18 protein-coding genes are annotated in these 22,816 nt (G+C 70.3%); 13 read left to right on the top strand and 5 right to left on the bottom strand.

All coding sequences use genetic code 11. The annotated features are described in order from the left end of the window. Positions 1 to 1,449: an NADP-dependent phosphogluconate dehydrogenase gene (gndA, locus tag RBR11_RS15580; protein ID WP_308490295.1), complete on the bottom strand. Its 1,449-nt coding sequence runs from the start codon at positions 1,447 to 1,449 to the stop codon at positions 1 to 3. Between the two features lie 296 nt (positions 1,450 to 1,745). Here gndA and RBR11_RS15585 point away from each other — a divergent pair, with 296 nt between their 5' ends. The 5 genes from RBR11_RS15585 to RBR11_RS15605 all read left to right on the top strand — a co-directional run bounded on the left by RBR11_RS15585 (position 1,746) and on the right by RBR11_RS15605 (position 6,924). Next, positions 1,746 to 2,966, top strand: coding sequence for a branched-chain amino acid ABC transporter substrate-binding protein (locus RBR11_RS15585; protein ID WP_308490296.1), 1,221 nt, complete (start codon positions 1,746 to 1,748; stop codon positions 2,964 to 2,966). Between the two features lie 98 nt (positions 2,967 to 3,064). Further along, entirely contained in the window at positions 3,065 to 4,120 is a 1,056-nt protein-coding gene (locus tag RBR11_RS15590; protein WP_308490297.1) for a branched-chain amino acid ABC transporter permease, read from the top strand. Continuing rightward, complete coding sequence (locus RBR11_RS15595) at positions 4,117 to 5,316, top strand: branched-chain amino acid ABC transporter permease (RefSeq protein WP_308490298.1); 1,200 nt, start codon at positions 4,117 to 4,119, stop codon at positions 5,314 to 5,316. Before RBR11_RS15590 ends, RBR11_RS15595 begins: the two co-directional genes overlap by 4 nt. Further along, on the top strand, positions 5,313 to 6,224 hold the full coding sequence (locus tag RBR11_RS15600; protein ID WP_373889808.1) for an ABC transporter ATP-binding protein: 912 nt from the start codon (positions 5,313 to 5,315) through the stop codon (positions 6,222 to 6,224). Before RBR11_RS15595 ends, RBR11_RS15600 begins: the two co-directional genes overlap by 4 nt. Further along, positions 6,211 to 6,924 carry an ABC transporter ATP-binding protein gene (locus RBR11_RS15605; RefSeq protein ID WP_308490299.1) on the top strand — a complete coding sequence of 238 codons (714 nt, stop codon included), beginning with the start codon at positions 6,211 to 6,213 and terminating at the stop codon, positions 6,922 to 6,924. Before RBR11_RS15600 ends, RBR11_RS15605 begins: the two co-directional genes overlap by 14 nt. 69 nt (positions 6,925 to 6,993) lie before the next feature. Here the strand turns inward: RBR11_RS15605 and RBR11_RS15610 are convergent, their stop codons facing one another. Continuing rightward, positions 6,994 to 7,119 carry a hypothetical protein gene (locus RBR11_RS15610; protein WP_308490300.1) on the bottom strand — a complete coding sequence of 42 codons (126 nt, stop codon included), beginning with the start codon at positions 7,117 to 7,119 and terminating at the stop codon, positions 6,994 to 6,996. Between the two features lie 209 nt (positions 7,120 to 7,328). Between RBR11_RS15610 and RBR11_RS15615 the strand changes: the two genes are divergently transcribed. Together RBR11_RS15615 and pth are read left to right on the top strand one after the other, a co-directional pair. Continuing rightward, on the top strand, positions 7,329 to 7,949 hold the full coding sequence (locus tag RBR11_RS15615) for a 50S ribosomal protein L25/general stress protein Ctc (RefSeq protein ID WP_308490301.1): 621 nt from the start codon (positions 7,329 to 7,331) through the stop codon (positions 7,947 to 7,949). A gap of 112 nt (positions 7,950 to 8,061) precedes the next feature. Next, positions 8,062 to 8,643, top strand: coding sequence for an aminoacyl-tRNA hydrolase (gene pth / locus RBR11_RS15620; protein WP_308490302.1), 582 nt, complete (start codon positions 8,062 to 8,064; stop codon positions 8,641 to 8,643). A 21-nt stretch (positions 8,644 to 8,664) separates the two neighbouring features. Here the strand turns inward: pth and RBR11_RS15625 are convergent, their stop codons facing one another. After that, positions 8,665 to 9,426 carry a hypothetical protein gene (locus RBR11_RS15625; protein WP_308490303.1) on the bottom strand — a complete coding sequence of 254 codons (762 nt, stop codon included), beginning with the start codon at positions 9,424 to 9,426 and terminating at the stop codon, positions 8,665 to 8,667. Between the two features lie 381 nt (positions 9,427 to 9,807). Here RBR11_RS15625 and mfd point away from each other — a divergent pair, with 381 nt between their 5' ends. From mfd to RBR11_RS15645, 4 genes are all read left to right on the top strand, one after another. After that, the gene (gene mfd, locus RBR11_RS15630; RefSeq protein ID WP_308490304.1) at positions 9,808 to 13,410 is read left to right on the top strand and encodes a transcription-repair coupling factor; all 3,603 of its coding nucleotides are present in this window, start codon (positions 9,808 to 9,810) and stop codon (positions 13,408 to 13,410) included. Beyond that, entirely contained in the window at positions 13,407 to 14,027 is a 621-nt protein-coding gene (locus tag RBR11_RS15635; RefSeq protein WP_308490305.1) for an NUDIX domain-containing protein, read from the top strand. Before mfd ends, RBR11_RS15635 begins: the two co-directional genes overlap by 4 nt. 146 nt (positions 14,028 to 14,173) lie before the next feature. Next, on the top strand, positions 14,174 to 14,770 hold the full coding sequence (locus RBR11_RS15640) for a gamma carbonic anhydrase family protein (RefSeq protein WP_308490306.1): 597 nt from the start codon (positions 14,174 to 14,176) through the stop codon (positions 14,768 to 14,770). Between the two features lie 193 nt (positions 14,771 to 14,963). After that, positions 14,964 to 16,442 (top strand): APC family permease, encoded by a 1,479-nt coding sequence (locus RBR11_RS15645; RefSeq protein WP_308490307.1) that lies wholly within the window; start codon positions 14,964 to 14,966, stop codon positions 16,440 to 16,442. A gap of 78 nt (positions 16,443 to 16,520) precedes the next feature. On the opposite strand, the gene gdhA is transcribed toward RBR11_RS15645, so the two are convergent. Then, complete coding sequence (gdhA, locus tag RBR11_RS15650) at positions 16,521 to 17,903, bottom strand: NADP-specific glutamate dehydrogenase (protein WP_373889809.1); 1,383 nt, start codon at positions 17,901 to 17,903, stop codon at positions 16,521 to 16,523. A 154-nt stretch (positions 17,904 to 18,057) separates the two neighbouring features. Continuing rightward, positions 18,058 to 20,679 carry a phosphoenolpyruvate carboxylase gene (locus RBR11_RS15655; protein ID WP_308490400.1) on the bottom strand — a complete coding sequence of 874 codons (2,622 nt, stop codon included), beginning with the start codon at positions 20,677 to 20,679 and terminating at the stop codon, positions 18,058 to 18,060. A 212-nt stretch (positions 20,680 to 20,891) separates the two neighbouring features. Here RBR11_RS15655 and RBR11_RS15660 point away from each other — a divergent pair, with 212 nt between their 5' ends. Together RBR11_RS15660 and RBR11_RS15665 are read left to right on the top strand one after the other, a co-directional pair. Beyond that, complete coding sequence (locus tag RBR11_RS15660) at positions 20,892 to 22,118, top strand: Na+/H+ antiporter NhaA (RefSeq protein WP_308490308.1); 1,227 nt, start codon at positions 20,892 to 20,894, stop codon at positions 22,116 to 22,118. Next, a complete protein-coding gene (locus RBR11_RS15665) occupies positions 22,108 to 22,782 on the top strand; it encodes a nucleoside triphosphate pyrophosphohydrolase (RefSeq protein WP_308490309.1) in 675 nt (224 codons plus the stop codon). The genes RBR11_RS15660 and RBR11_RS15665 overlap by 11 nt, the downstream gene beginning before the upstream one ends. Positions 22,783 to 22,816: the final 34 nt, after the last annotated feature.

Consider the following 22,816-nt stretch of genomic DNA (forward strand, 5'->3'; position numbering starts at 1 on the left):
TCAGTGCGTGTCTTCGGCTTCGATCTCGGTGCGGTCGCCGGACCACTGGGTGTGGAAGGTGCCGGGCTTGTCGATGCGCTTGTAGGTGTGCGCGCCGAAGAAGTCGCGCTGGCCCTGCACGAGCGCGGCGGGCAGGCGGTCGGCACGGATCCCGTCGTAGTACGACAGCGAGGACGAGAACGCGGGGGAGGGGATCCCGGCCTGCGCGGCGGCGACGACGACGCGGCGCCACGCGGCCTGGGCGCGGGTGAACGCCTCGGCGAAGTACGGGGCCGTCATCAGCACCGGCAGATCCGGGGTCTCGGCGTAGGCGTCCGCGATCCGGTTCAGGAACTGGGCGCGGATGATGCAGCCGCCGCGCCAGATCTTGCTGATCGCGCCGAGGTCGATGTTCCAGCCGTACTCGGCCGCGCCCGCGCGGATCTCGTCGAAGCCCTGCGAGTACGCGACGATCTTCGACGCGTACAGCGCCAGGCGCACGTCCTCGATGAACGCGGCCTCATCCGCCACGACGAACTCCTCCGCCGGGCCGGGGAGGGACCCGGCGACCGCGCGCTGCTCCGGGTGCGAGCTCAGCGAGCGGGCGAAGGTGGCCTCGGCGATGCCGGAGACCGGCACGCCCAGGGACAGCGCGGTCTGCACGGTCCAGGCGCCGGTGCCCTTGGCGCCGGCCTGGTCCAGGATGACGTCGACGAGGGGCTTGCCGGTGGAAGCGTCGACCTGACGGAGCACCTCGGCGGTGATCTCGATCAGGTACGACTCCAGCTCGCCGCGGTTCCACTCCGCGAAGATCTCCGCGATCTCGGCCGGGCTCTTGCCCGTGCCGCGGCGGATCAGGTCGTACGCCTCGGCGATGAGCTGCATGTCGGCGTACTCGATGCCGTTGTGCACCATCTTCACGAAGTGCCCGGCGCCGTCGTGGCCGACGTGCGTGACGCACGGCTCGCCCTCGGCGATCGCTGCGATGGAGCGCAGGATCGGGCCGAGCGTGACCCAGGACTCGTCGGACCCGCCCGGCATGATCGACGGACCGGTCAGCGCGCCCTCCTCGCCGCCGGAGATCCCCGCGCCGACGAAGTTGATCCCGGTGGAGCGCACCGCCTTCTCGCGGCGGATCGTGTCCGGGAAGAACGCGTTGCCGCCGTCGACGATGATGTCGCCCGGCTCGAACACCTTGACGAGCTCGTCGATCACCGCGTCGGTGCCCGCACCGGCCTTGACCATGATGATCGCCGTGCGCGGCTTCGACAGGCTCGCCGCGAACTCCTCGTACGTCGCCGCGGGGATGAAACCGGCCTCCGGGTGCGCGTCGAGCACGCCCTGCGTCTTCTCGTAGGTGCGGTTGAAGATCGCCACGGTATTGCCCTCGCGGCTCGCGAGGTTGCGGGCGAGATTCGAACCCATGACAGCGAGTCCGACGACTCCGATATTGGCAACGGCAGTGGGCACGGTGATCTCCTCGATGTGTCCGGTGGGGGATGCGTTCAGCGTATCGCTGACCCGGCCGGGACCACGGATCCGCGACGGGAGGACGCCGGCGATGAGGCGGAGGAAAGCCGAAGTCATTGCGGTTTTCTCCACCGTGTAACGATCCGAACAAACGTGGCTCGTTATCGTGCGCAAACTGGAACTCGCGGGGCTAGTCTCGTGCGATGGGCGGGTGAGCAGCGGTACGCTCGCCACACCTTGATTACATCGGCGTATCGAAGCGGATCGTCGATGACCCGAATCGGAAGGCAATCACAATGATGCGAAAGAATGCCATCGCCGGTGTCGCCGCAGCAGCGGCACTGCTCCTGTTGGCGGGGTGCGCGAATCAGGCCGCGACTCCCTCGTCCAGCAGCGGAGGCGCAGGCCAGCCCAACATCCCGACGGTGAGCACGGTCGAGAGTCCGAAGGACGCGGTGCTGCCCGCCGGCGACGGGAAGGCCACCTGCTCCAACCTGACCCTCGGCTACATCGGCGCCGAGACCGGTCCGAACGCCCAGCTCGGCATCAACATCGTCAACGGCGTCCAGCTCGCGATCGACCAGCACAACAAGTCCAACCCCGGCTGCCAGGTCAACTTCAAGAAGTTCGACACCGAGGGCGACCCGAACAAGGCCACCGGCCCGGTGACCCAGGCCGTCAGCGAGGCCGACATCGTCGGCGTCGTCGGCCTGCCGTTCTCCGGCGAGTCGAAGGCCACCGGCAACATCTTCGAGCAGCAGGGTCTCGTGCACCTGACCCCGTCGGCCACCAACCCCGGTCTGACGAAGAACGGCTGGACGACGTTCTTCCGCGCCCTGGGCAACGACTCCCAGCAGGGTCCGGCCGCCGCGAAGTTCGTCACCGACACGCTGAAGGCCAAGAAGGTCTACCTCGTGCAGGACGACTCGGACTACGGCATCGGCCTCGCCACCGCGACCAGCCAGGCGCTCGGATCCGCGCAGATCGGCAACGACAAGGTCACCACCGGCCAGAAGGACTTCTCAGCCGTGATCTCCAAGATCATGAACGCGAAGCCCGACGCGGTCTACTACGCCGGCTACTACGCCGAGGCGGCCCCGCTCGACCAGCAGCTGGTCGCCAAGGGCTTCAAGGGTTCGTTCGTCGGCCCTGACGGCGTGAAGGACGACCAGTTCATCAAGCTGGCCGGTGACGCGTCGAAGAACGCGTTCTTCACCTGCCCCTGCATCCCGGGCGAGCTGCTGACCACCTTCGAGGGTCAGTACAAGGCCGCGTTCAACGCCGAGCCCGGCACCTACTCGATCGAGGGCTACGACGCCGCGACCGTTCTGCTGAGCGGTATCGACGCCGGCAAGAACACCCGCGCCGCCCTCAAGGACTGGGTGAAGACCTACGACAAGGACGGACTGAGCAAGAAGTACAAGTGGGACTCCACGGGTGAGCTGCAGGCACCCGCGGTGTACGGCTACAAGATCGACAACGGAAAGATCGTCTACATCGGACAGATCGGCAAGTGATCGACGGATCCCGCGGCGCGACCCCCGTCGCGCCGCGGGATCCTTTCCCCCTGCTCTCTCCTGGCGCAATGACGCGCCCCCTGTGGAAGCGAACCTGAATGCTGGATCTCGTCGCCCTGTCCGTCGTGCACGCGGACTCGTCCTGGATCAATTTCGACATCAACGCCCTGTTCCAGAACTTCTGGAGCACCACCTTCGACGGCCTGACGTTCGGCGCCGTGTACGGACTCATCGCGGTCGGATACACGCTCGTCTACGGCGTCCTCAGCCTCATCAACTTCGCCCACTCCGAGGTCTTCATCGTGGGTGCGTTCGGCGTGGTCATCACGCTGACCTCGCTCGGTTTCGGACCGAGCGCCCCGACCATCGGCCCGGCCGCGATCATCATGGATCTGCTGCTGGCGCTCGTCGTCGGCATGATCTGCTCGGCGGCCACCGCGTTCATCGTCGAACGCGCGGCCTACAGACCGCTGCGCAAACGCAACGCCCCCCGGCTCGCGTTCCTGATCACCGCGATCGGCGTCTCGTTCGCGATCCAGTACATCATCTTCATCCTGCCCAAGTTGTCCCTGCTGCCGGGCCTGGGCTTCCTGAACTCGATCGGCGGCGGCAACGCCCAGCCCGCCGTGGTGATGTACATCCCGAGCCCGGTCTTCGACGTGTTCGGCACGATCATCACCGACCAGCAGATCATCATCGTCGTCGCTGCGATCCTGCTGATGATCGGCACCGACATGTTCATCCGCCGCAGCCGCACCGGCCGCGGTATCCGCGCGGTCGCGCAGGATCCGGACACCGCGACCCTGATGGGCGTCTCGAAGGAGCGCACCATCGTGATCACGTTCATCATCGGCGGTCTGCTCGCCGGCGCCGCGGCCCTGTTCTACATCATGCTGGTCCCGTCCGGCGTCATCTACAACGGCGGGTTCATCCTCGGTGTCAAGGCGTTCGCCGCCGCGGTGCTCGGCGGCATCGGCAACGTCCGCGGAGCCCTGCTCGGCGGCATCCTGCTCGGCATCGTCGGCAACTACGGACAGATCCTGCTCGGCGATTCCCAGTGGACGGACGTCGTCGCGTTCGTGATCCTCGTTCTGGTCCTGCTGGTGCGTCCGACCGGCATCCTCGGCAGCACCCTCGGAAGGAGCAAGGCATGAGCGCCTCAGCCGACGGTCCCCGTCCTCTCCCCACAGCGGAGTCGGCGCGCGAGACGATCGAGACCGAATCGGTCGCCACCGTCCGCCGCGGCCCGTTCCGCGGCCTCCGCGAGCGCTGGAACGAGCTGTCCCGGCCGACGCAGTGGGCGTGGATGCTCATCGTCGTCGCGATCGCCTACGCGATGCCGTACATCAACTTCTTCCCGCTGACCACGGCCCCGGGCAACGACTGGCCGCTGGCCCTGTTCGCGATGGCGGTGTACGCGCTCGTCGCCGTCGGCCTGAACATCGTCGTCGGCTACACGGGCCTGCTCGACCTGGGCTATGTGGCCTTCTTCGCGGTCGGCTCGTACACCGCGGCGATGTTCACGAGCCCCGACTCCCCGTATCTGAAGATCCCGTACCTGTGGACGCTTCCGCTGGCGATGGTGATCGCGATGATCTTCGGCGTCGTCCTGGGCGTGCCCACGCTGCGCCTGCGTGGCGACTACCTCGCGATCGTCACGCTCGGGTTCGGTGAGATCGTGCGGATCCTGGCGACCATCATCCCGGCGATGAAGGGCCAGGTCGGCTTCCAGAACGTCGGACGCCCGCCGGGCGTCGCGCCGAACGGGGTGCCGATCTTCGCGAACTCGAACGGCACGCCCTGGTACTGGCTGACGGTCACGATCCTGATCATCGTCCTGCTGCTCGCGGGCAACCTGGAGCGCTCGCGCGTCGGCCGCGCCCTGGTCGCGATCCGCGAGGACGAGGACGCGGCGGAGACGATGGGTGTGCCCACGTTCAAGTACAAGGTGTGGGCGTTCGCACTCGGCGCGAGCGTCGGCGGTCTCTCCGGGGCGCTGTTCGCCGGCCAGGTCGGCTTCGTGAACAACCAGAAGTTCGACGTGCAGACCTCGATCCTGTTCCTGGCCGCCGTCGTGCTCGGCGGCACGGGCAACAAGGTCGGCGCGATCCTCGGTGGCGCGATCGTCGCGTACATCCCGCTCCGGTTCACCGCGGTGGCCGACTACAAGTACCTCATCTTCGGCGTCGCGCTCGTGATCCTGATGATCTTCCGGTCGCAGGGCCTGATCCCGGCGAAGATGCGGCTGATGGCCTACGCCCGCAAGGCGGCCGAATGGGTCGCGCCGCCGAAGACACCGGCGACACCGCCGCCCTCGGCGGCCCCGCCCAAGGAAGGGAGCGCCTCGTGACCGAAGAGACCCCGGAGCCGGTGGAGCCGGTCGAGGTGCCCGTCGACGGCGGTGAGCCTGACATCGTCTCCGGCGAGGCGCCGCCGCTGGTCGAGGGCGCGGAGTCGGAGCGGCCGATCGAGGTCGAGGTCGGCGAGAAGCTCGTCGAGGTGAGGAACCTCACGGTGAAGTTCGGCGGCCTCACGGCGCTCGACGACGTCACCTTCGACATCAAGCGCGGAGAGATCCTCGGACTCATCGGACCGAACGGCGCCGGCAAGACGACCTGCTTCAACGCGATGACCGGCGTCTACCGGCCCACCAGCGGCGACGTGCTCCTGGAGGGGCAGTCGGTCAAGGGGCGCAAGCAGCACCAGATCACCCGCCTCGGCATGGCGCGCACGTTCCAGAACATCCGCCTGTTCGGCGAGATGACGGCCCTGGAGAACGTCGTCGTCGGCCTGGACGCGCGGCACCGCACGTCGGTGCCGGGTGCACTGATCCGCTCGCCGCGGCACGTGCGCGAGGAGCGGTCGTCGGTCGACAGGGCGATGGCCCTGCTCGAGTTCGTCGGCATCTCCCAGCACGCGCAGAAGCGTTCGCGGGACCTGTCCTACGGATCCCAGCGCCGCCTCGAGATCGCGCGCGCCCTCGCCACCGACCCCAAGCTGCTCTGCCTGGACGAGCCGGCCGCCGGCTTCAACCCCGCGGAGAAGGAGGACCTGATGGCGCTCATCCGGTCCATCCGCGACGAGGGGTACACCGTGCTGCTCATCGAGCACGACATGAAGCTCGTGATGGGCGTCACCGACCGCATCGTGGTGCTGGAGTTCGGCAAGAAGATCGCCGACGACCTGCCCCCGGTCATCCGCAACGACCCGCGCGTGATCGCCGCCTACCTGGGAGTGCCCGAAGATGACGTTGCTTGAGCTGAAGGACATCTCCGTCCACTACGGGCGGATCAAGGCGATCCACGACATCTCCTTCTCCGTGGAGGAGGGCGAGATCGTCACTCTGATCGGCGCGAACGGCGCCGGCAAGACGACCACCATGCGCACGATCTCCGGGCTGCTCCAGCCGTCGAGCGGATCCATCCTGTTCGACGGGCAGGACATCACGAAGATGAAGGCGCACGTGCGCGTCGTGCACGGGATCTCGCAGGCTCCCGAGGGCCGGGGGATCTTCCCCGGCATGACGGTGCTGGAGAACCTCGACATGGGCACGTTCGGCCTGAAGAACAAGTCGGGCGTCGCGGAGTCGTACGAGCGCGTGTTCTCGCTGTTCCCGCGCCTCGACGAGCGCAAGAAGCAGCTCGGCGGCACGATGTCGGGCGGCGAGCAGCAGATGCTCGCGATCGGCCGCGCGCTGATGTCGCAGCCGCGCGTGCTGCTGCTCGACGAGCCGTCGATGGGACTCGCGCCGCAGTTCATCCGGCAGATCTTCAAGATCATCACCGAGATCAACGCGCAGGGCACGACCGTGCTGCTGGTCGAGCAGAACGCCAACCAGGCTCTGGCCAGGGCGCATCGCGCGTTCGTGCTGGAGACCGGCGCGATCACCCGCACCGGCACCGGCAAGGAGCTGCTCGCGGACCCGGCGGTGAAGGAGGCCTACCTCGGCGTCGGCTGAGGCCGGCGACCGACAGCAGAAGAACCGCGTCGTCCGTCTCGGGCGGCGCGGTTCTGCGGTGTCCGGGCGTCAGTCCTTGCGGTAGCCGGAGCGGCCCAGCGCGAACAGCGCGCCGAAGCAGAGCACAGTGGCGCCGACCGCCATGAGGCCGATCAGCCAGGCGAGCGCTTCAGTGAGGAACACACCATCGGTCATGGCTCCAGCCTAGCGTCCGCGCCGTCCAGCGAAGTCGGGTAACATGGACGGGTCCTCGGCGAGGGATGGCGCACGTGCGCGCACATCCGTGATCGACGCGGCGAGCCCGAGCTCTCTTCGAGTGCGGTGCTCTCCTTCCGTCGTCGTGTCGAGACGACAGATCAGACCACCCGCGCAGCCCGATGCCGCGCGTGAAGAAGGAGAACACCATGTCCGAAGACACCAAGGTCACCGCCGAGCTCCGCACCGGCTTCGGCAAGGGCTTCGCCCGCCGCCTCCGCGCCGCCGGCCAGATCCCCGCCGTCATCTACGGCCACGGCACCGAGCCGGTCCACGTCGCGCTGCCGGGCCACCAGGTCTCGCTGATCATCCGCCGCGCCAACGCGCTGCTCGAGCTCGACATCGAGGGCAAGGCCCAGCTCGCGCTCGTCAAGGACGTGCAGAAGGACCCGGTGCACCAGATCATCGAGCACATCGACCTGCTCGTCGTGAAGAAGGGCGAGAAGGTCGCCGTCGACCTCCCCGTCGTCCTCGTGGGCGAGTCGGCCGCCGGCACCATCGCGAACCTCGACGCGACCCACCTGTCGGTCGAGGCCGAGGCCACCCACATCCCCGAGCACGTCGAGGTCTCCGTCGAGGGCCTCGAGGACGGCACGCACATCACCGCCGCCGACGTGAAGCTCCCGCAGGGCGTCACCCTCGTCGCCGACCCGGAGACCCTCGTCGTCGCCGTCTCGGTGCCCGCCGCCGCGATCGCGGCCGAGGAGGCCATCGCGGCCGCCGACGAGGCCGTCGCCGAGGCTCAGGCCGAGGAGGCCGCCGCGGAGTGATCCTGCGGCTCTGAAGAGCTCGAGAAGGGGGTGCGACCTGGTCGCGCCCCCTTTCTCCTTTCCTGAGGCTCCCCGTTCGGGGATCACCCCGCGCTCCGGCAGGATGGATGACATGGCGCAGACGTGGCTGGTGGTGGGGCTCGGCAACCCGGGTCCGAAGTACGCGGCGACCCGGCACAACGTCGGGCAGATGGTCGTGGACGAGCTCGCCGCGCGGCGCGGCGAGAACTTCCGTGAGCACAAGGCCGGCGCGCGGGTCGTGGAGACCTGGCTGCGCCCGGGCGGCGACAAGCTCGTGCTCGCCAAGCCGAACTCGTACATGAACGTGTCCGGCGCCCCGGTCGGGGCGCTCGCGAAGTTCTACTCGGTGCCGCCGGAGCGGATCGTGCTCGTGCACGACGAGCTCGACATCCCCTTCGACACGATCAAGCTCAAGGTCGGGGGAGGCCACGGCGGGCACAACGGCATCCGCGACGTCGCCCGGGTCCTGACCACTCCCGACTTCCCTCGCGTGCGGGTCGGGATCGGGCGCCCGCCGGGGCGCCAGGATCCCGCCGACTGGGTGCTGGCGCCGTTCGGCGCCGCAGAGCGCCCGAATCTGCCGATCCTCATCGCGGATGCGGCGGACGCGGTGGAGCAGCTCCTCGGCGAGGGACTGATCGCGGCGCAGCAGAAGCACCACGCCCCGCGGTGAGCGGACCGGTGCCCGTGCTGGTCAGTGCGAGGTCGCGGCGACGCCCAGCGCGATGACGAGCGACAGATAGCCGACGAAGAAGAACACGAACGGGCCGAGCGCCGAGATGACCAGCGCCGCGATCCCGGATCTGCGTCCACGTCGCCTCGCGATCGCGACGATGCCCTGCACGAGCGCCCAGATGCCGACCGCGCTCGCGACCCAGGCGGTGATCTCCCACCACAGCACGATCTGGCGCACCGGCGTGAGGATCGAGAGATCCTCGGCCGCGATCCGGGCCTCGAGCGTGGTCAGACTCGAGGCCGCGCCGACGCCGTACCCGATCTGCCAGGCGAAGACGGCGCCCACGATCGCCAGGACGACGGTGGCGACGAGCGAGAGCAGCAGGGCGATCCGGCCGAGTGCGGGCTTGCCCGCAGGGCGCGTGGTCGGAGCATACGGGGCCGCGTAGCCGGCGGCCGGCCCGGTGAACGCGCCGGGCGGCGGCTGGTACGCGGGGATCGGCATGCCCTGGGGCGGCTGCGGAACCGGCGGCAGGCCGGGACCGGGCTGCCACACCGGAGCAGCGGAGGGCGGCTGAGCACCGTACGGCTGCGGCTGAGCACCATACGGCTGCGGCTGAGCACCGTACGGCTGCGGCGGTGCGCCATACGGCTGCGGCGGTGCGCCATACGGCTGTGGCGGTGCGCCATACGGAGCGGGTGGCGGGGCGGCCGGCGGCACGTAGTGCCCGCCCTGCTCGGAAGCCGGCGGGACGGGCGGGACCTGCTGCGGATCGCTCACGCCCTCATCCTAGGGCGGCTGATTCGCCCTGCACAGCCGGGTGTTCCGGCGACTTCTCCGCAGTTTGTTTTTCTTTGCTCATCTGGGGTTCGAACGGCGGTGGTGCCGGGTCGGATGGGATATGAGATCGACGACGGCCTCGGTTCTGGTGCCCGCGGATCTGCCGCGCGCCGAGGTGTGCGGGCCGGCTTCTGCGCGACGGGCACGCGGCGCCCGATCCGCGGCCCCTCCTGGTCGGACCCGCACGGCGGCAGGCGCCGACCACGGATCCGCGGAGGGCGTCCGATCTCCGACTGCCGAGAGACGCCGGTCGGAGTCGCGCGTCCACCTCAAGGCGCGAGACCCGCCGCGGACGTCGGCGGCGCCACGTAGACTTCTCCGGTGACTGTGCAGGGGATCGTCAGGGCTCTGGAAGAGGAGGCGTCCGGATTCCGCGACGCCCTGAGCTGGGCGCAGACCGATGCCGACCTGCTGGCGAGCGCCGGGATGGACGCGCCGACCCTCTCCGGCCTCCTCGAACGCCGCGCGGCGTCCGGAAAGCCGGCCGCGCTCCTCGTCGTCGCGCCGACCGGTCGCAGGGCCGAATCGCTCGCCGCGGCGCTCGGCTCCTACCTGCCGGACGCCGAGATCCTGGACTTCCCTGCCTGGGAGACGCTGCCGCACGAACGGCTCAGCCCGAGCCCCGACACGGTCGGGCGCCGCCTCGAGGTGCTGCGCCGGATGACCGTCTGGAGCGGAGAGCGCCCGCTCGTCGTGGTCGCCTCGGTGCGCGCCGCGCTGCAGCCCGTCGCCGCCGGCCTCGGCGATGTCGAGCCGCTCGAGCTGACCGTCGGCGGACGCGGCTACGACCTCGACGCCGTCGCCGCCTCGCTCGTCGAGCGCGCCTACTCCCGGGTCGACATGGTGTCCCGCCGCGGCGAGTTCGCGGTGCGCGGCGGCATCCTCGACGTCTTCCCGCCCACCGCGGAGCACCCCTCGCGCGTCGAGTTCTTCGGCGACGAGGTCGATCGGATCCGACTCTTCTCCGTCGCCGACCAGCGCTCCCTCCCCGGCGAAGTCAGGGCCGTCGCGCTGCCCGCGAGTCGCGAGCTGCTGCTCACCCCCGAGGTGCGCGAGCGCGCCGCGGCCCTCGTCGGCACCTTCCCGGGCATCGCCGGAATGCTGCAGAAGATGGCCGAGGGGATCCCCGTCGAGGGCATGGAGTCGCTCCTGCCCGTCGTCGCCGGGCCCGTCGTGCCGCTCACCGACTACCTGCCCGAGGGCGCGGCCGTCGCGCTCGTCGATCCGGAGCGGAGCGGCGCCCGCGCCGCGAGCCTCGGCGAGACCAACCGCGAGTTCCTCGAGGCCGCGTGGAGCGCGGCCACGGCGGGGGCGTCCGCGCCGATCGACCTGCAGACCGGCGACTTCCTCTCGGTCGCCGAGCTGCGCGGAGCCCTGCACCACCGTGGCGGCGTGTGGTGGCGGCTGAGCGCCTTCGACGCCGGGCCTTCGACAAGCTCAGGGACCGATTTCATCCCCGACCAGGGCGCCGACGGGGTCAGCGCCACCCCGATCCCGTCGTTCCACGGCAACGTCGACGGCGCGATCGAGTTCACCGCCGCCCGGGTCGCAGACGGCTGGCGGGTCGTGCTCGTCGCCTCCGGTCCGGGCCTCGTCGACCGCGCCCGCGACGTGCTCGCCGACCGCGGGGTCGCGGCGCGGGTGGTGCCCTCGCTCGACGCGATCCCGGACGCGGGCGTCGCGACGCTCGTCACCGGCGCGATCGAGGCCGGGTTCCAGGTCGCATCGGCGAAGATCGCCGTGCTCACCGAGAACGAGTTCTACGGGCGCACGATCGGCGGCGACACCCGCGTCGTGAAGAAGCTCGCCTCGCGGCGCAAGAACGTCGTCGATCCGATGCAGCTGAAGGCCGGCGACTTCGTCGTGCACCAGACGCACGGCATCGCGCGCTTCGTCGAGATGACGCAGCGCGAGGTCTCCTCGGGCGGACGGAACGCCGTGAAGACCACCCGCGACTACCTCGTGCTCGAGTACGCGCCGTCGAAGCGCGGCTACCCGGGCGACAAGCTCTACGTGCCGACCGATCAGCTCGACCTGCTCTCCAAGTACGTCGGCGGTGAGGCGCCGCAGCTGTCCAAGATGGGCGGCAGCGACTGGGCGGCCGCGAAGGGCAAGGCCCGCAAGGCCGTGCGCGACATCGCCGTCGAGCTCGTGAAGCTGTACTCGGCGCGGATGGCCGCGAAGGGGTACGCGTTCGCCCCGGACACCCCCTGGCAGCGCGAGCTGGAGGAGGCGTTCCCGTTCGCCGAGACGCCGGACCAGCTGCAGACGATCGACGAGATCAAGGCCGACATGGAGCGGCCGATCCCGATGGACCGGCTGCTGAGCGGCGACGTCGGCTTCGGCAAGACCGAGGTCGCCGTGCGCGCCGCGTTCAAGGCGATCCAGGACGGCAAGCAGGTCGCGATGCTCGTGCCGACCACCCTGCTCGTCAAGCAGCACCTGGAGACGTTCAGCGAGCGTTTCGCAGGCTTCCCGGTCAAGGTGCGCCCGCTCTCGCGCTTCCAGACCGACAAGGAGGCGCGGCTCACCCTCGACGGGCTGCTCGAGGGATCCGTCGACATGGTGATCGGCACCCACCGGATCCTCACCGATCAGGTGATGTTCAAGGATCTGGGCCTCATGATCATCGACGAGGAGCAGCGCTTCGGCGTCGAGCACAAGGACGCGCTGAAGAAGATGAAGACGAACGTCGACATCCTCGCGATGAGCGCGACCCCGATCCCGCGCACGCTCGAGATGGCGGTCACCGGCATCCGGGAGATGTCGACCCTGCAGACCCCGCCCGAGGACCGGCACCCGATCCTCTCCTTCGTCGGCCCGAAGAGCGACAAGCAGGTCGCCGCCGCGATCCGCCGCGAGATCCTCCGCGAGGGGCAGGTCTTCTACGTGCACAACCGGGTGCAGTCGATCCAGCGCATCGCGAGCGAACTCGCCGAGCTCGTGCCCGAGGCGAGGATCGCGGTCGCCCACGGGCAGATGGGCGAGCACCAGCTGGAGCAGGTGGTCGACGACTTCTGGGAGCGCAAGTTCGACGTGCTCGTGTCCACCACGATCATCGAGACCGGCCTGGACATCTCGAACGCGAACACGATCATCATCGACCGCGCCGACCGCTACGGCCTCAGCCAGCTGCACCAGCTGCGCGGACGCGTCGGCCGCGGCCGCGAGCGCGCGTACGCCTACTTCCTCTACGACGACGGCAAGCCGCTGAGCGAGACGGCGGCCGACCGGCTGCAGACGATCGCGGTGAACAACGACCTCGGATCCGGCATGCAGGTCGCGCTCAAGGACCTCGAGCTGCGCGGCGCGGGCAATCTGCTCGGCGCCGAGCAGGCCGGGCACATCGCCGGCGTCGGCTTCGACCTGTACCTGCGCATGATCGGCGAGGCCGTCGCGACGTTCCGCGGCGAGGAGACCGAGACCGGCGCCGAACTGCGACTGGAGCTGCCTGTGGACGCGCGGATCCCCGACTCGTACATCGACAGCGAACGGCTGCGGCTGGAGGCGTACCAGAAGCTCTCCAGCGCGGCCACGGCGACGGCGTCCGAGGATGCGATCGGCCATGTCGTCGAAGAGCTCACGGACCGCTACGGCGCCCCGCCGGCCGAGGTCGAAGGTCTCGTCGCGATCGCCCGGCTGCGGCGCCGGGCGGCGCGCGCCGGGCTCACCGACGTCGTCGCGATGGGCTCGAACCTGCGGGTGGCGCCGGCGCGCTTCGAGGACTCCATGAAGGTGCGGCTGCAGCGGCTGTACCCCCAGGCCAAGCTCGTCGGCGGGGGAGAGGCGCTGGTCGTGCCGATGCCCGGACCGGATCGGGCGGACCCCGTCGAGTGGACGGGTCAGCTGCTCACCGCGCTCTTCCCGGACTCCGTTCCCGCGGAGGCCGCATCCGAGCCCGTCGCGTCGGGATCCGCCCGATGAGCGGGGAGCGTCTGGTCCGTGCACGCCGCGACCGCAGCAGGCCGCGGTTGCGCGCGTCGAACCCGGGGGAGCCGCGCTGGCACTGGCTGGCCACCCGCGAGCTGCATCGCGGTCGGGTGCGGATCGACGCGGACGAGGTCGAGCTGCCCAGCGGCGAGCGGACCGTGTTCGAGGTGGATCGGAGCATCCCGTTCTCCGTCGCGACGCTGATCCTGGACGGCGAGCACGTGCTCGTCAGCCGCCAGTACCGGTACGCGATCGACCGGTGGATCCTGGACCTTCCGGGCGGTGCCGGCCGCTCCGGCGAGGCCCCCGAGGCGGCCGCGCGCCGCGAGCTCGCCGAGGAACTGGGGCTCGCAGCCGGAGAGCTGCTGCCGCTGCACACGTTCTTCCCGAGCCCGGGGCGCAGCGTCTGGGCGACCCATCTGTTCCTCGCGGCGCGGGTGCGACCGGGCCGTGCGGCGCAGGACGACCGCCCGGGGCGGGTGCAGCAGGTGCGCATGTCGCTCGCCGAGCTCGACGGCCTCATCAGCGCGGGCGAGATCGTCGATCCGCCGCTGCTCGTCGCCCGCACGATGGCCGCCGCGAAGGGTCTGCTCCCGCCGATCGGCGCCTGACACGTCCCGGCGCCTCGGGCGCTGCGTCGGCCTGCGCCGGAAAACGGAGAGGCGTGCGGCGTGTCGGGCCGGATCCGGCCGCGGCTCGCCGTCCGTGGGCCTGATGGCTCTCTGTTTTCCGGTAAGGGCGGGACTACGCTGACGGCATGATCTACGAGCACCTCGGGTCTCGGCCCCGCATCCACGCCACCGCGGTCGTGGCCCCGTCCGCGGTGATCTCCGGCGACGTGACGATCGGACCGAACTGCCAGGTGCTGCACGGCGCCGTGATCACCGCCGAGGGCGGCCCGATCACACTCGGTGACCACGTGATCGTGATGGAGAACGCGCTCATCCGCGCCACGGCCGCGAACCCGGTGCACATCGGCGACCACGTGCTCGTGGGGCCGATGGCGAGCATCTCCGGCGCGACCATCGACGACGAGGTGTTCCTCGCGACCGGTACGCGGATCTTCAACGGCGCGCACATCGGGGAGCGCAGCGAGGTGCGGATCAACGCGGTCGTGCACCTGCGCACGACCCTGCCCGCCGACAGCGTCGTGCCGATCGGCTGGGTGGCGGTCGGCGACCCGGTGCTGATCCTCTCGCCCGAGCGGCACGAGGAGATCTGGGCGGCGCAGCACGAGCTCGACTTCCCCGGCTACGTCTTCGGCGTCGACCGGTCCACGCCCGATCTGATGGTGCAGCTCACCGAGAGGTACGCGCGTTCGCTTGCGCGGCACTCCGAGGACCACGCGCTCTGAGCGGATCCGTGGTCCGCATGGCGGCTGCGCGAGACGCCTTCGGATCCTGATGGTGAATCGGTGAATCGGATCCGGATTCCGTAGCGATCCTGCGGATTTCGTCGCAGATCCATCGGGATGCATAATGGACAGCTGTTCCGCCGGACGCCCCCGGAGCCGTGCGAGGACCCCACCGCACCCCGAAGGAGAACCGATGGGCACCAAGATTCAGCCGCTCGCGCACGGCGGCGGCACCCTGAAACGCAACCTGGGATTGTGGGCCATCGTCGGCCTCGGTCTCGGGTACATGACCCCGACGATCGTGTTCGACACGTTCGGCATCGTGTCGCAGCAGACCGACGACGTCGTCCCCCTCGCGTACGTGCTGGCCCTTGTCGTGATGATGTTCACGGCGGTCAGCTACGGCAAGATCGCGGGCGCGATCCCGAGCGCCGGATCCGCCTACACCTACGTACGCGAGTCGATCCACCCGAACCTCGGCTTCATGGTGGGCTGGACCTCGCTCATCGACTACATCCTGCTGCCGATGGTGAACTGCCTCATCATCCGCAACTACCTCGAGCAGCTCGTCCCGGGAATCTGGCCGGGCGTCTGGGTGATCCTGTACTGCATCGTCGTGACCTCGATCATCTACCTGACGATGCGCGGCACCTCGAACCTGAACATGCTCCTCATCGTGTTCGCGGGCATCGTCATCATCGCCTTCGTGGCCCTGGTGTGGGTGCAGCTCGCGCAGGGCGCGGGTGCCGGCACCGTGGCCTCGGTGCAGCCGTTCTTCCACGACGGCGTGCAGTTCGGCGCGGTCCTCGCCGGTGCCACCGTCGTCTGCTTCTCGTTCATCGGCTTCGACGCCGTCACGATGTACGCGGAGGAGGCGAAGCACCCGAGGATCATGCCGAAGGCGATCCTGTACACGGTGATCCTGGGAGGTGCGATCTTCCTCATCTCCAGCTACTTCACGCAGCTGCGGTTCCCGGACTGGCACCAGTTCAACGACGCCTCGCTCAGCGACAGCTCGCTCACCCAGATCGGCGACGTCGTCGGCGGCCGCGTGTTCCAGATCATCCTCACCTCCGCGGGCTTCGCCGCGACCGTCGCGTCGGGCCTCGCCTCGCACGCCTCGGTCTCGCGCATGCTGCTCGTGATGGGCCGCAACAACGTGCTGCCGCGCCGCACCTTCGGCTACATCAACCCGAAGACCCACACGCCGACGTTCAACGTCGTGCTCGTCGGGGCGATCTGCCTGCTCGCGATGTCGTTCAGCCTGGATCTGATCGCCTCGTTCATCAACTTCGGCGCCCTCATCGCGTTCACGTTCGTGAACATCTCGGTGATCGCCTGGTTCGCCGTGCGCAAGAACCTCCGGCACACCCCGAAGGACGTCTTCCGCTACATCGTCATGCCGCTGATCGGCATGGCGCTCACCGGTCTGCTGTGGGTGAACCTCAGCCCGGACGCGCTCCTCGGCGGAGCGGTGTGGACCGTGATCGGCTTCGTCTACCTGCTCGTGCTGACCCGCGGCTTCCGGAAGAAGGTGGCGTCGTTCGACGAGAACGAGGCCGTCACCGGGTACAACAAGGTTCCGCTGGACGAGCTGGTCGGGCCCGAGCACGTCGACAGCGAGGGCGTCGACAGCGAGCATCTCGACCCGGAGCCGACCGGCGGGCGCTGACCCCGGTCCGACCGCGACGACGAAGCGCCGGCCCCCGCGGAGGGGACCGGCGCTTCGTGGCGTGCGTGGCGGGATCCGTCAGATGACGCCCTGGGCGAGCATCGCGTTCGCGACCCGCTCGAAGCCGGCGATGTTGGCGCCCGCGACGTAGTCGCCGGGGACGTCGTAGCGCTCGGCGGCCTCGAACGCGGCGTGGTGGATGTCGCTCATGATGGCGCGCAGGCGGCGTTCGCTGTCGTCGAAGCCCCAGCGCTGACGGGCGGCGTTCTGGCTCATCTCGAGCGCGGAGGTCGCCACGCCCCCGGCGTTCGCGGCCTTGCCCGGTGCGAACAGCACGCCCGCGTCCTGGAACAGCGCGACGGCCTCGGGCGTCGACGGCATGTTGGCGCCCTCGGAGACGGCGCGCACGCCGTTCGCGATGAGCGCGCGGGCGCCGTCGGCGTCGAGCTCGTTCTGCGTGGCGGAGGGGACGGCGATGTCGACGGGGACCTCCCAGACCGATCCGCCCTCGACGAAGCGGGCGCCGGGACGGCGCTTCGCGTACTCGACGATGCGGCCGCGCTCGACCTCCTTGATCCGGCGGAGCAGATCGACGTCGATGCCGGCGTCGTCGACGACGTAGCCGGACGAGTCCGAGGCGGTGACGGCGGTCGCGCCGAGCTGAGCGGCCTTCTGGATCGCGTAGATCGCGACGTTGCCGGATCCGGAGATCCCGACGCGCTTGCCCTCGAGGGACTCGCCGTGCACCGCGAGCATCTCCTGAGCGAAGAAGACGGCGCCGTAGCCGGTGGCCTCGGTGCGCACCTGCGCGCCGCCCCAGCCGATGCCCTTGCCGGTGAACATGCCGGACTCGTGGCGGTTCGTGATCTTGCGGTACTGGCCGAAGAGGTAGCCGATCTCGCGGCCGCCGACGCCGATGTCACCCGCGGGGACGTCGGTGTGCTCGCCGAGGTGTCGGTAGAGCTCGTTCATGAACGACTGGCAGAAGCGCATGACCTCGGCGTCGCTGCGGCCGTGCGGGTCGAAGTTGGATCCGCCCTTGCCGCCGCCGATGCCCTGGCCGGTGAGCGCGTTCTTGAAGATCTGCTCGAAGCCGAGGAACTTGATGATCGAGATGTTCACCGAGGGGTGGAAGCGCAGGCCGCCCTTGTACGGGCCGAGCACGGAGGAGTACTGCACGCGGTAGCCGCGGTTGACCTGCAGCCTGCCGTCGTCGTCGACCCACGGCACCCGGAAGATGACCTGGCGCTCCGGCTCGACGAGGCGCTCCAGGACACCGGCGTCGACGTACTCCGGGTGGCGGTCGAGCACCGGGCCGATCGAGTGCAGGACCTCGTGGACGGCCTGGTGGAACTCGGGCTCGTTCGGGTTCAGCGCGCGGACCGCGTCGAAGATCGGCTGCGCGATCGAGGAGAGCGGATGGAACTCGGCGGTGGGGGTTTCGATGATGGTGTCGGTCACGCGGGGATGCTTTCGGATGGGGATGGAAAGGCGCGCGGTCGATCGTGTCATGCGCAGAGGGCCGGATACGGCGGATTCCTCACTCTAATACAGCAGATTCCTCACTTCCGGGCCGTTATGGAAGTGAGGAATCTGCTATACGCACGACTTGAGCTCAGCCGGTGTTCTGCAGGCCGGCGGCGACGCCGCTCACGGAGAGCAGCAGCAGGCGCTGCAGCTCCGGATCCGGTGCCGGCGCCTCGAGATCTGCAGCGGCCGCGTCCGCATCGCGCAGCGCGCGCAGGGCGCGCAGCTGCAGCAGCGACAGGGCGTCGACGTACGGGCTGCGCATCGCGACAGCACGCTGCAGGATCGGCTTGTTCTGCAGCAGGCGCTCGCCGCCCGTGATCCGGATCACCCAGGACCGGGTGAGCTCCATCTCCTCGAGCACGAGGGACGCGAGGTCGTCGCGGTCGCCGAGGGCGAGGTAGCGGCGGGCGATGCGGGGGTCGGTCTTGGCGAGGCTCATCGCGACGTTGTCGACCATCGTGTGCAGCAGCGGCCACTCCTTGTAGGCGGTGCGCAGCAGCTCCTCGTCGCCGACCGCCTCGAGCGCGGTGCCCAGGCCGAACCAGCCGGCCAGGTTGATCCTCGCCTGCGTCCAGGCGAACACCCACGGGATCGCGCGGAGGTCCTCGAGGGACTCCACGGACAGGCCGCGGCGGGCGGGGCGGGAGCCGAGCGCGAGCAGCCCGATCTCCTCCATCGGCGTGACCGTGGCGAACCAGGGCGCGAAGCCGTCGGCCTTGACGAGGGCGAAGAAGCGGTCGCGGGAGGCGCGGTCCATGGTCGCCGCGACCTCGGCGAACCGCACGGCGGCCTCGCTGTTGCGCCGCTCCACGCCGGGGGAGGACGCGAGCAGGGTCGCCGCGGTGACCTGGTCGATGTGCCGCATGGCGATCGCGGGCTCGCCGTAGCGGGCGAAGATGACCTCGCCCTGCTCGGTGAGCTTGAACCGGCCGTCGACGGAGTGCGGCGGCTGGGCGAGGATCGCGGAGTTCGCGGGGCCGCCGCCGCGTCCGAGCGCACCGCCGCGACCGTGGAACAGGGTCAGCTCGATGCCCTCGCGCTGCGCCCACGCGGCGATCTCGGCCTGCGCCTCGTAGAGGGCGAGGTTCGCCGCGACGGGGCCGACGTCCTTCGAGGAGTCGGAGTAGCCCAGCATGACCTCCAGGCGCCGGCCGGTCGTGGCCAGGCGGGCCGCGAAGGCGGGGTGCTCCGCGACCTCGGCGAGGATCCCCGGGGCCGCCTGCAGGTCGGCGAACGTCTCGAACAGCGGCACCACGTCGAGCACCGGCAGGTCGTCGCCGCACGCATAGGCCGCCAGGCGGTGCACGTTCGCGAGATCCTGCGCGGATTGCGTGAAGGAGACGACGTAGCGTCCGGCGGCGCGCGATCCGTGGGTGCGCTGGATGTCGCGGACGGTGCGGAAGACCGCGAGAACCTCCTCGGTCTCGGCGCTGACCGTGCCGCCGTACGGAGCCTTGTCGAGCTCGGCGAGCACGCGGGCGTGCACCTGGGAGTGCTGGCGGACCTCGAGCTCGGCGAGGTGGAAGCCGTACGTCTCGACCTGCCAGATGAGGTGCTGCACGCCGCCGAACGCGTGCCGGCGGGCACCGGCGTCCGCGAGCGAGGACTGCACGACGCGCAGGTCGGCGAGCAGCTGCTCCGGATCTGTGTAGCCGCCCCCGCCGAGGCGGGTCTGCGCGACCCGGTGCGCGAGCAGGACGAGCACCCGGCGATGCGGCTCCTCGGGGGAGCGGGTGGCCGTCTCGGCCGCGAGCTCCGGGTACGCCGACTGCAGCGTCTCCCACAGGGCGACCATCGCGGCGCTGGGCGGCGTGTCCTCGGCGTCCAGGGTGAGGGTGCGCCCGATCCGGTCGATCGCGCGCTCGAGGCCGCGCAGCACGTGGTCGGCGGCGATCTCCGCCGCCTCCCGGGTCACAGCGGCGGTGACGAACGGGTTGCCGTCGCGGTCGCCGCCGACCCAGGATCCGATCCGCACGAACGCGGGGACGATCGGGGCGGAGGATCCGGACTCCTCGCCGCGCAGCGCGTCGTCGATCCGCCGGTACACGTGCGGGATCGTGGTGAACAGGGTCTCGTCGAAGACGCTCATCACCGTGCGGACCTCGTCGGTCGGCGCCGGCTTGTGCGCACGCAGCGGGGCCGTGCGCCAGAGCGTGTCGACCTCCTCGAGCATGCGCCGGCGGGTGCGGTGCGCGTCGGCGCCGCCCGGGGTCGCCGCGTCGTGCTCGCTGAGCAGCTCGGCGAGGCGGCGGATGCTCGAGGACACCGCGCGACGGCGGGCCTCGGTCGGGTGCGCCGTGAACACGGGGTGGAAGCGCAGGCCGCCGAGGCGTCGGCGGGCCTCGTCCTCGCCGACCTCGGACACGAGCTGGGCGAAGGCGCCGGCCACGGTGTCGACCCGGGAATCGGTCCCGGGGCCCGTCGAAGGCTCGGCCCGCTCCCGGAGCACGCGCACGCGCTGGTGCTCCTCGGCGAGGTTCACGAGGTGGAAGTATGCGGTGAACGCGCGCGCCACCTCGTCGGCCCGCTGCACCGAGAACTCCTCGGCGATGCGGGTGGCGCGATCGAACGCCTCCGCGGACTCGTCGGTGTAGGCCTCGATCGTGGCCTGGCGGAGGCGCTCGACGTCGTCGAACAGCTCCTCGCCGCCGGATTCGCGCAGCACCTGGCCGAGCAGGGCGCCGAGCATGCGCACGTCGGCGCGCATCTCCTCGGGCAGCTCGCGGCCTGCTTCAAACCGCACGGCGATGCGGATGGCTTCGGTATCGGTTGTGTCGGGGGTCACGCTCCTGAGCGTAGACCGAGGCTGTGCCCGGGATGGTTCCGTGACGCCCGGCGTCGCGGAGGCCCCGAAGCCCTGCCCGCGGGACCCGGGCCGTCCCCCGCGGCGCACCCGCGCCGCGCGATACGGTGAAGGGGATGAGCCGCACGACCCGCCTTCTCCGGTCCGCACAGTTCCCGGCCGTCCTGCTGCTCGCCGCCGCCGGAATCGGACTGCTGCTGGCGAACCTGCCGACGCATGACGCGGTCGCGGGGATCCTCGGCGCGCATCTCGCCGTCCCGGGCACCGGGCTCGACCTCTCCGTGTCGCACTGGGTGTCGGACGGGCTCCTCGCCCTCTTCTTCTTCGTCGTCGCGCTCGAGCTGCAGTTCGAGCTCACCCGCGGCGACCTCAGCAGCGTCCGCGCGGCGATCCAGCCGGCCATCGCGGCGGCGGGCGGGATCCTCGTCCCGATCGCGGTCTACCTGCTGATCGCCGGGGCGTCGACGGGGTCGGCGGCCGGCACGGCGAGCGGCTGGCCCGTCCCGACCGCGACCGACATCGCCTTCGCGCTCGGCGTCCTCGCCGTCTTCGGGCGGGGGCTGCCGTCCGCCGTCCGGGCGTTCCTGCTCGCGCTCGCGATCCTCGACGACATCGTCGGCATCGTGTTCATCGCCGTGCTCTTCGCGCACGGGCTCAACCTCGGCCTGCTCGCCGTGGGGCTCGTCGCCGTGGCCGCGTTCGCGGTGCTGAGCCGGCTGCTGCGCGGACGGCGGAGCCCGGTGATCGCCGTGCTCATGGTGCTGGTCGGTCTCGTCGCGTGGGGCTTCGTCTCGGCGTCCGGCGTGCACGCCACGATCGCCGGCGTGATGCTCGGCCTGGTCATGGCGCCACGGGCCGCGGGGCCGACCCGGCACGCCCTGGAGCCGTGGGTGAACGGGCTCGTGCTGCCGCTGTTCGCGTTCGCCGCCGCGTTCGTGGTCATCCCGCGGGTTCCGGTCGGGGCGCTGTCACCGGCGTTCTTCGGGATCCTCGTCGCGCTGCCGGTGGGCAAGCTCGTCGGCATCGCGGCGTTCGGCGCGGTCGCGCAGCGGATCCGTCCTCGGGGCACGCCCCCCGCGATCCGGTTCCCCGACCTGCTCGCGACCGGTGCGCTCGGCGGCATCGGGTTCACGGTGTCGCTGCTGCTCGCGAACCTCGCCTTCGCCTCCGACGCGGGGGTGCGGGATCAGGCGATCCTCGCCGTGCTGCTCGGCTCGGTGATGGCGCTGCTCCTCGCCGCGGTGCTCGTGTCGTGGCGGGCGCGCGCCCATCGCGCCGCGGGGGATGCGGCCGACGACGAGGTCGACGAGGATGACGTCGAGGAGGCGTGGGATGAGCGATGAGGTGACGGATCCGCACGATGCGACCGATCCGCTCCGCGCGGCCGCCGAGGTGATGCGGCAGGTGCGCGAGCGCTGCGTGTGGTCGCGGGCCATGACGCACCGCGAGCTGCTGCCGTACCTGCTGGAGGAGTCGTACGAGCTCATCGAAGCGGTCGAGCGCGACGATCGGGCGGAGCTGCGCGAGGAGCTCGGCGACCTGCTCTGGCAGGTGCTGTTCCACGCCGCGATCGCCGCACAGGATCCGGAGGATCCGTTCGACATCGACGACGTCGCCCGCACGCTCTCCGAGAAGATGACGCGCCGGCACCCGCACGTCTTCGGCGACGCCGTCGCGACCACGCCGGAAGAGGTGCTCGTGCACTGGAACGCCGCGAAGGCGGCGGAGAAGCACACCCGGCGGAGCGTCCTGGACGGGATCCCGCGCGGGATGCCCGCGCTCGCGCTCGCGCAGAAGATGCTCGGCCGCGCGGCGAAGCGCGGGGTGGATGCGGGGCCTCCGACGGGCGCAGCGACCGAGACGCCCGCATCCGAGGCCGAGCTCGGCGACGCCCTGCTCGCCCTCGTCGCGACCGCACGCGCGCGCGGCTGGGACGCCGAGCGCGCCCTCCGCGAGCGCACCCGCGCCCTGGAGGACGCCGTCCGCATCGCCGAGGCCAAGGACTGACGCTTCGAGGAGCGATGTTGGTCCCCGAACCGGA

Origin of the sequence: Microbacterium capsulatum, assembly GCF_030865425.1 — a bacterium.
Taxonomy (GTDB): domain Bacteria; phylum Actinomycetota; class Actinomycetes; order Actinomycetales; family Microbacteriaceae; genus Microbacterium; species Microbacterium capsulatum.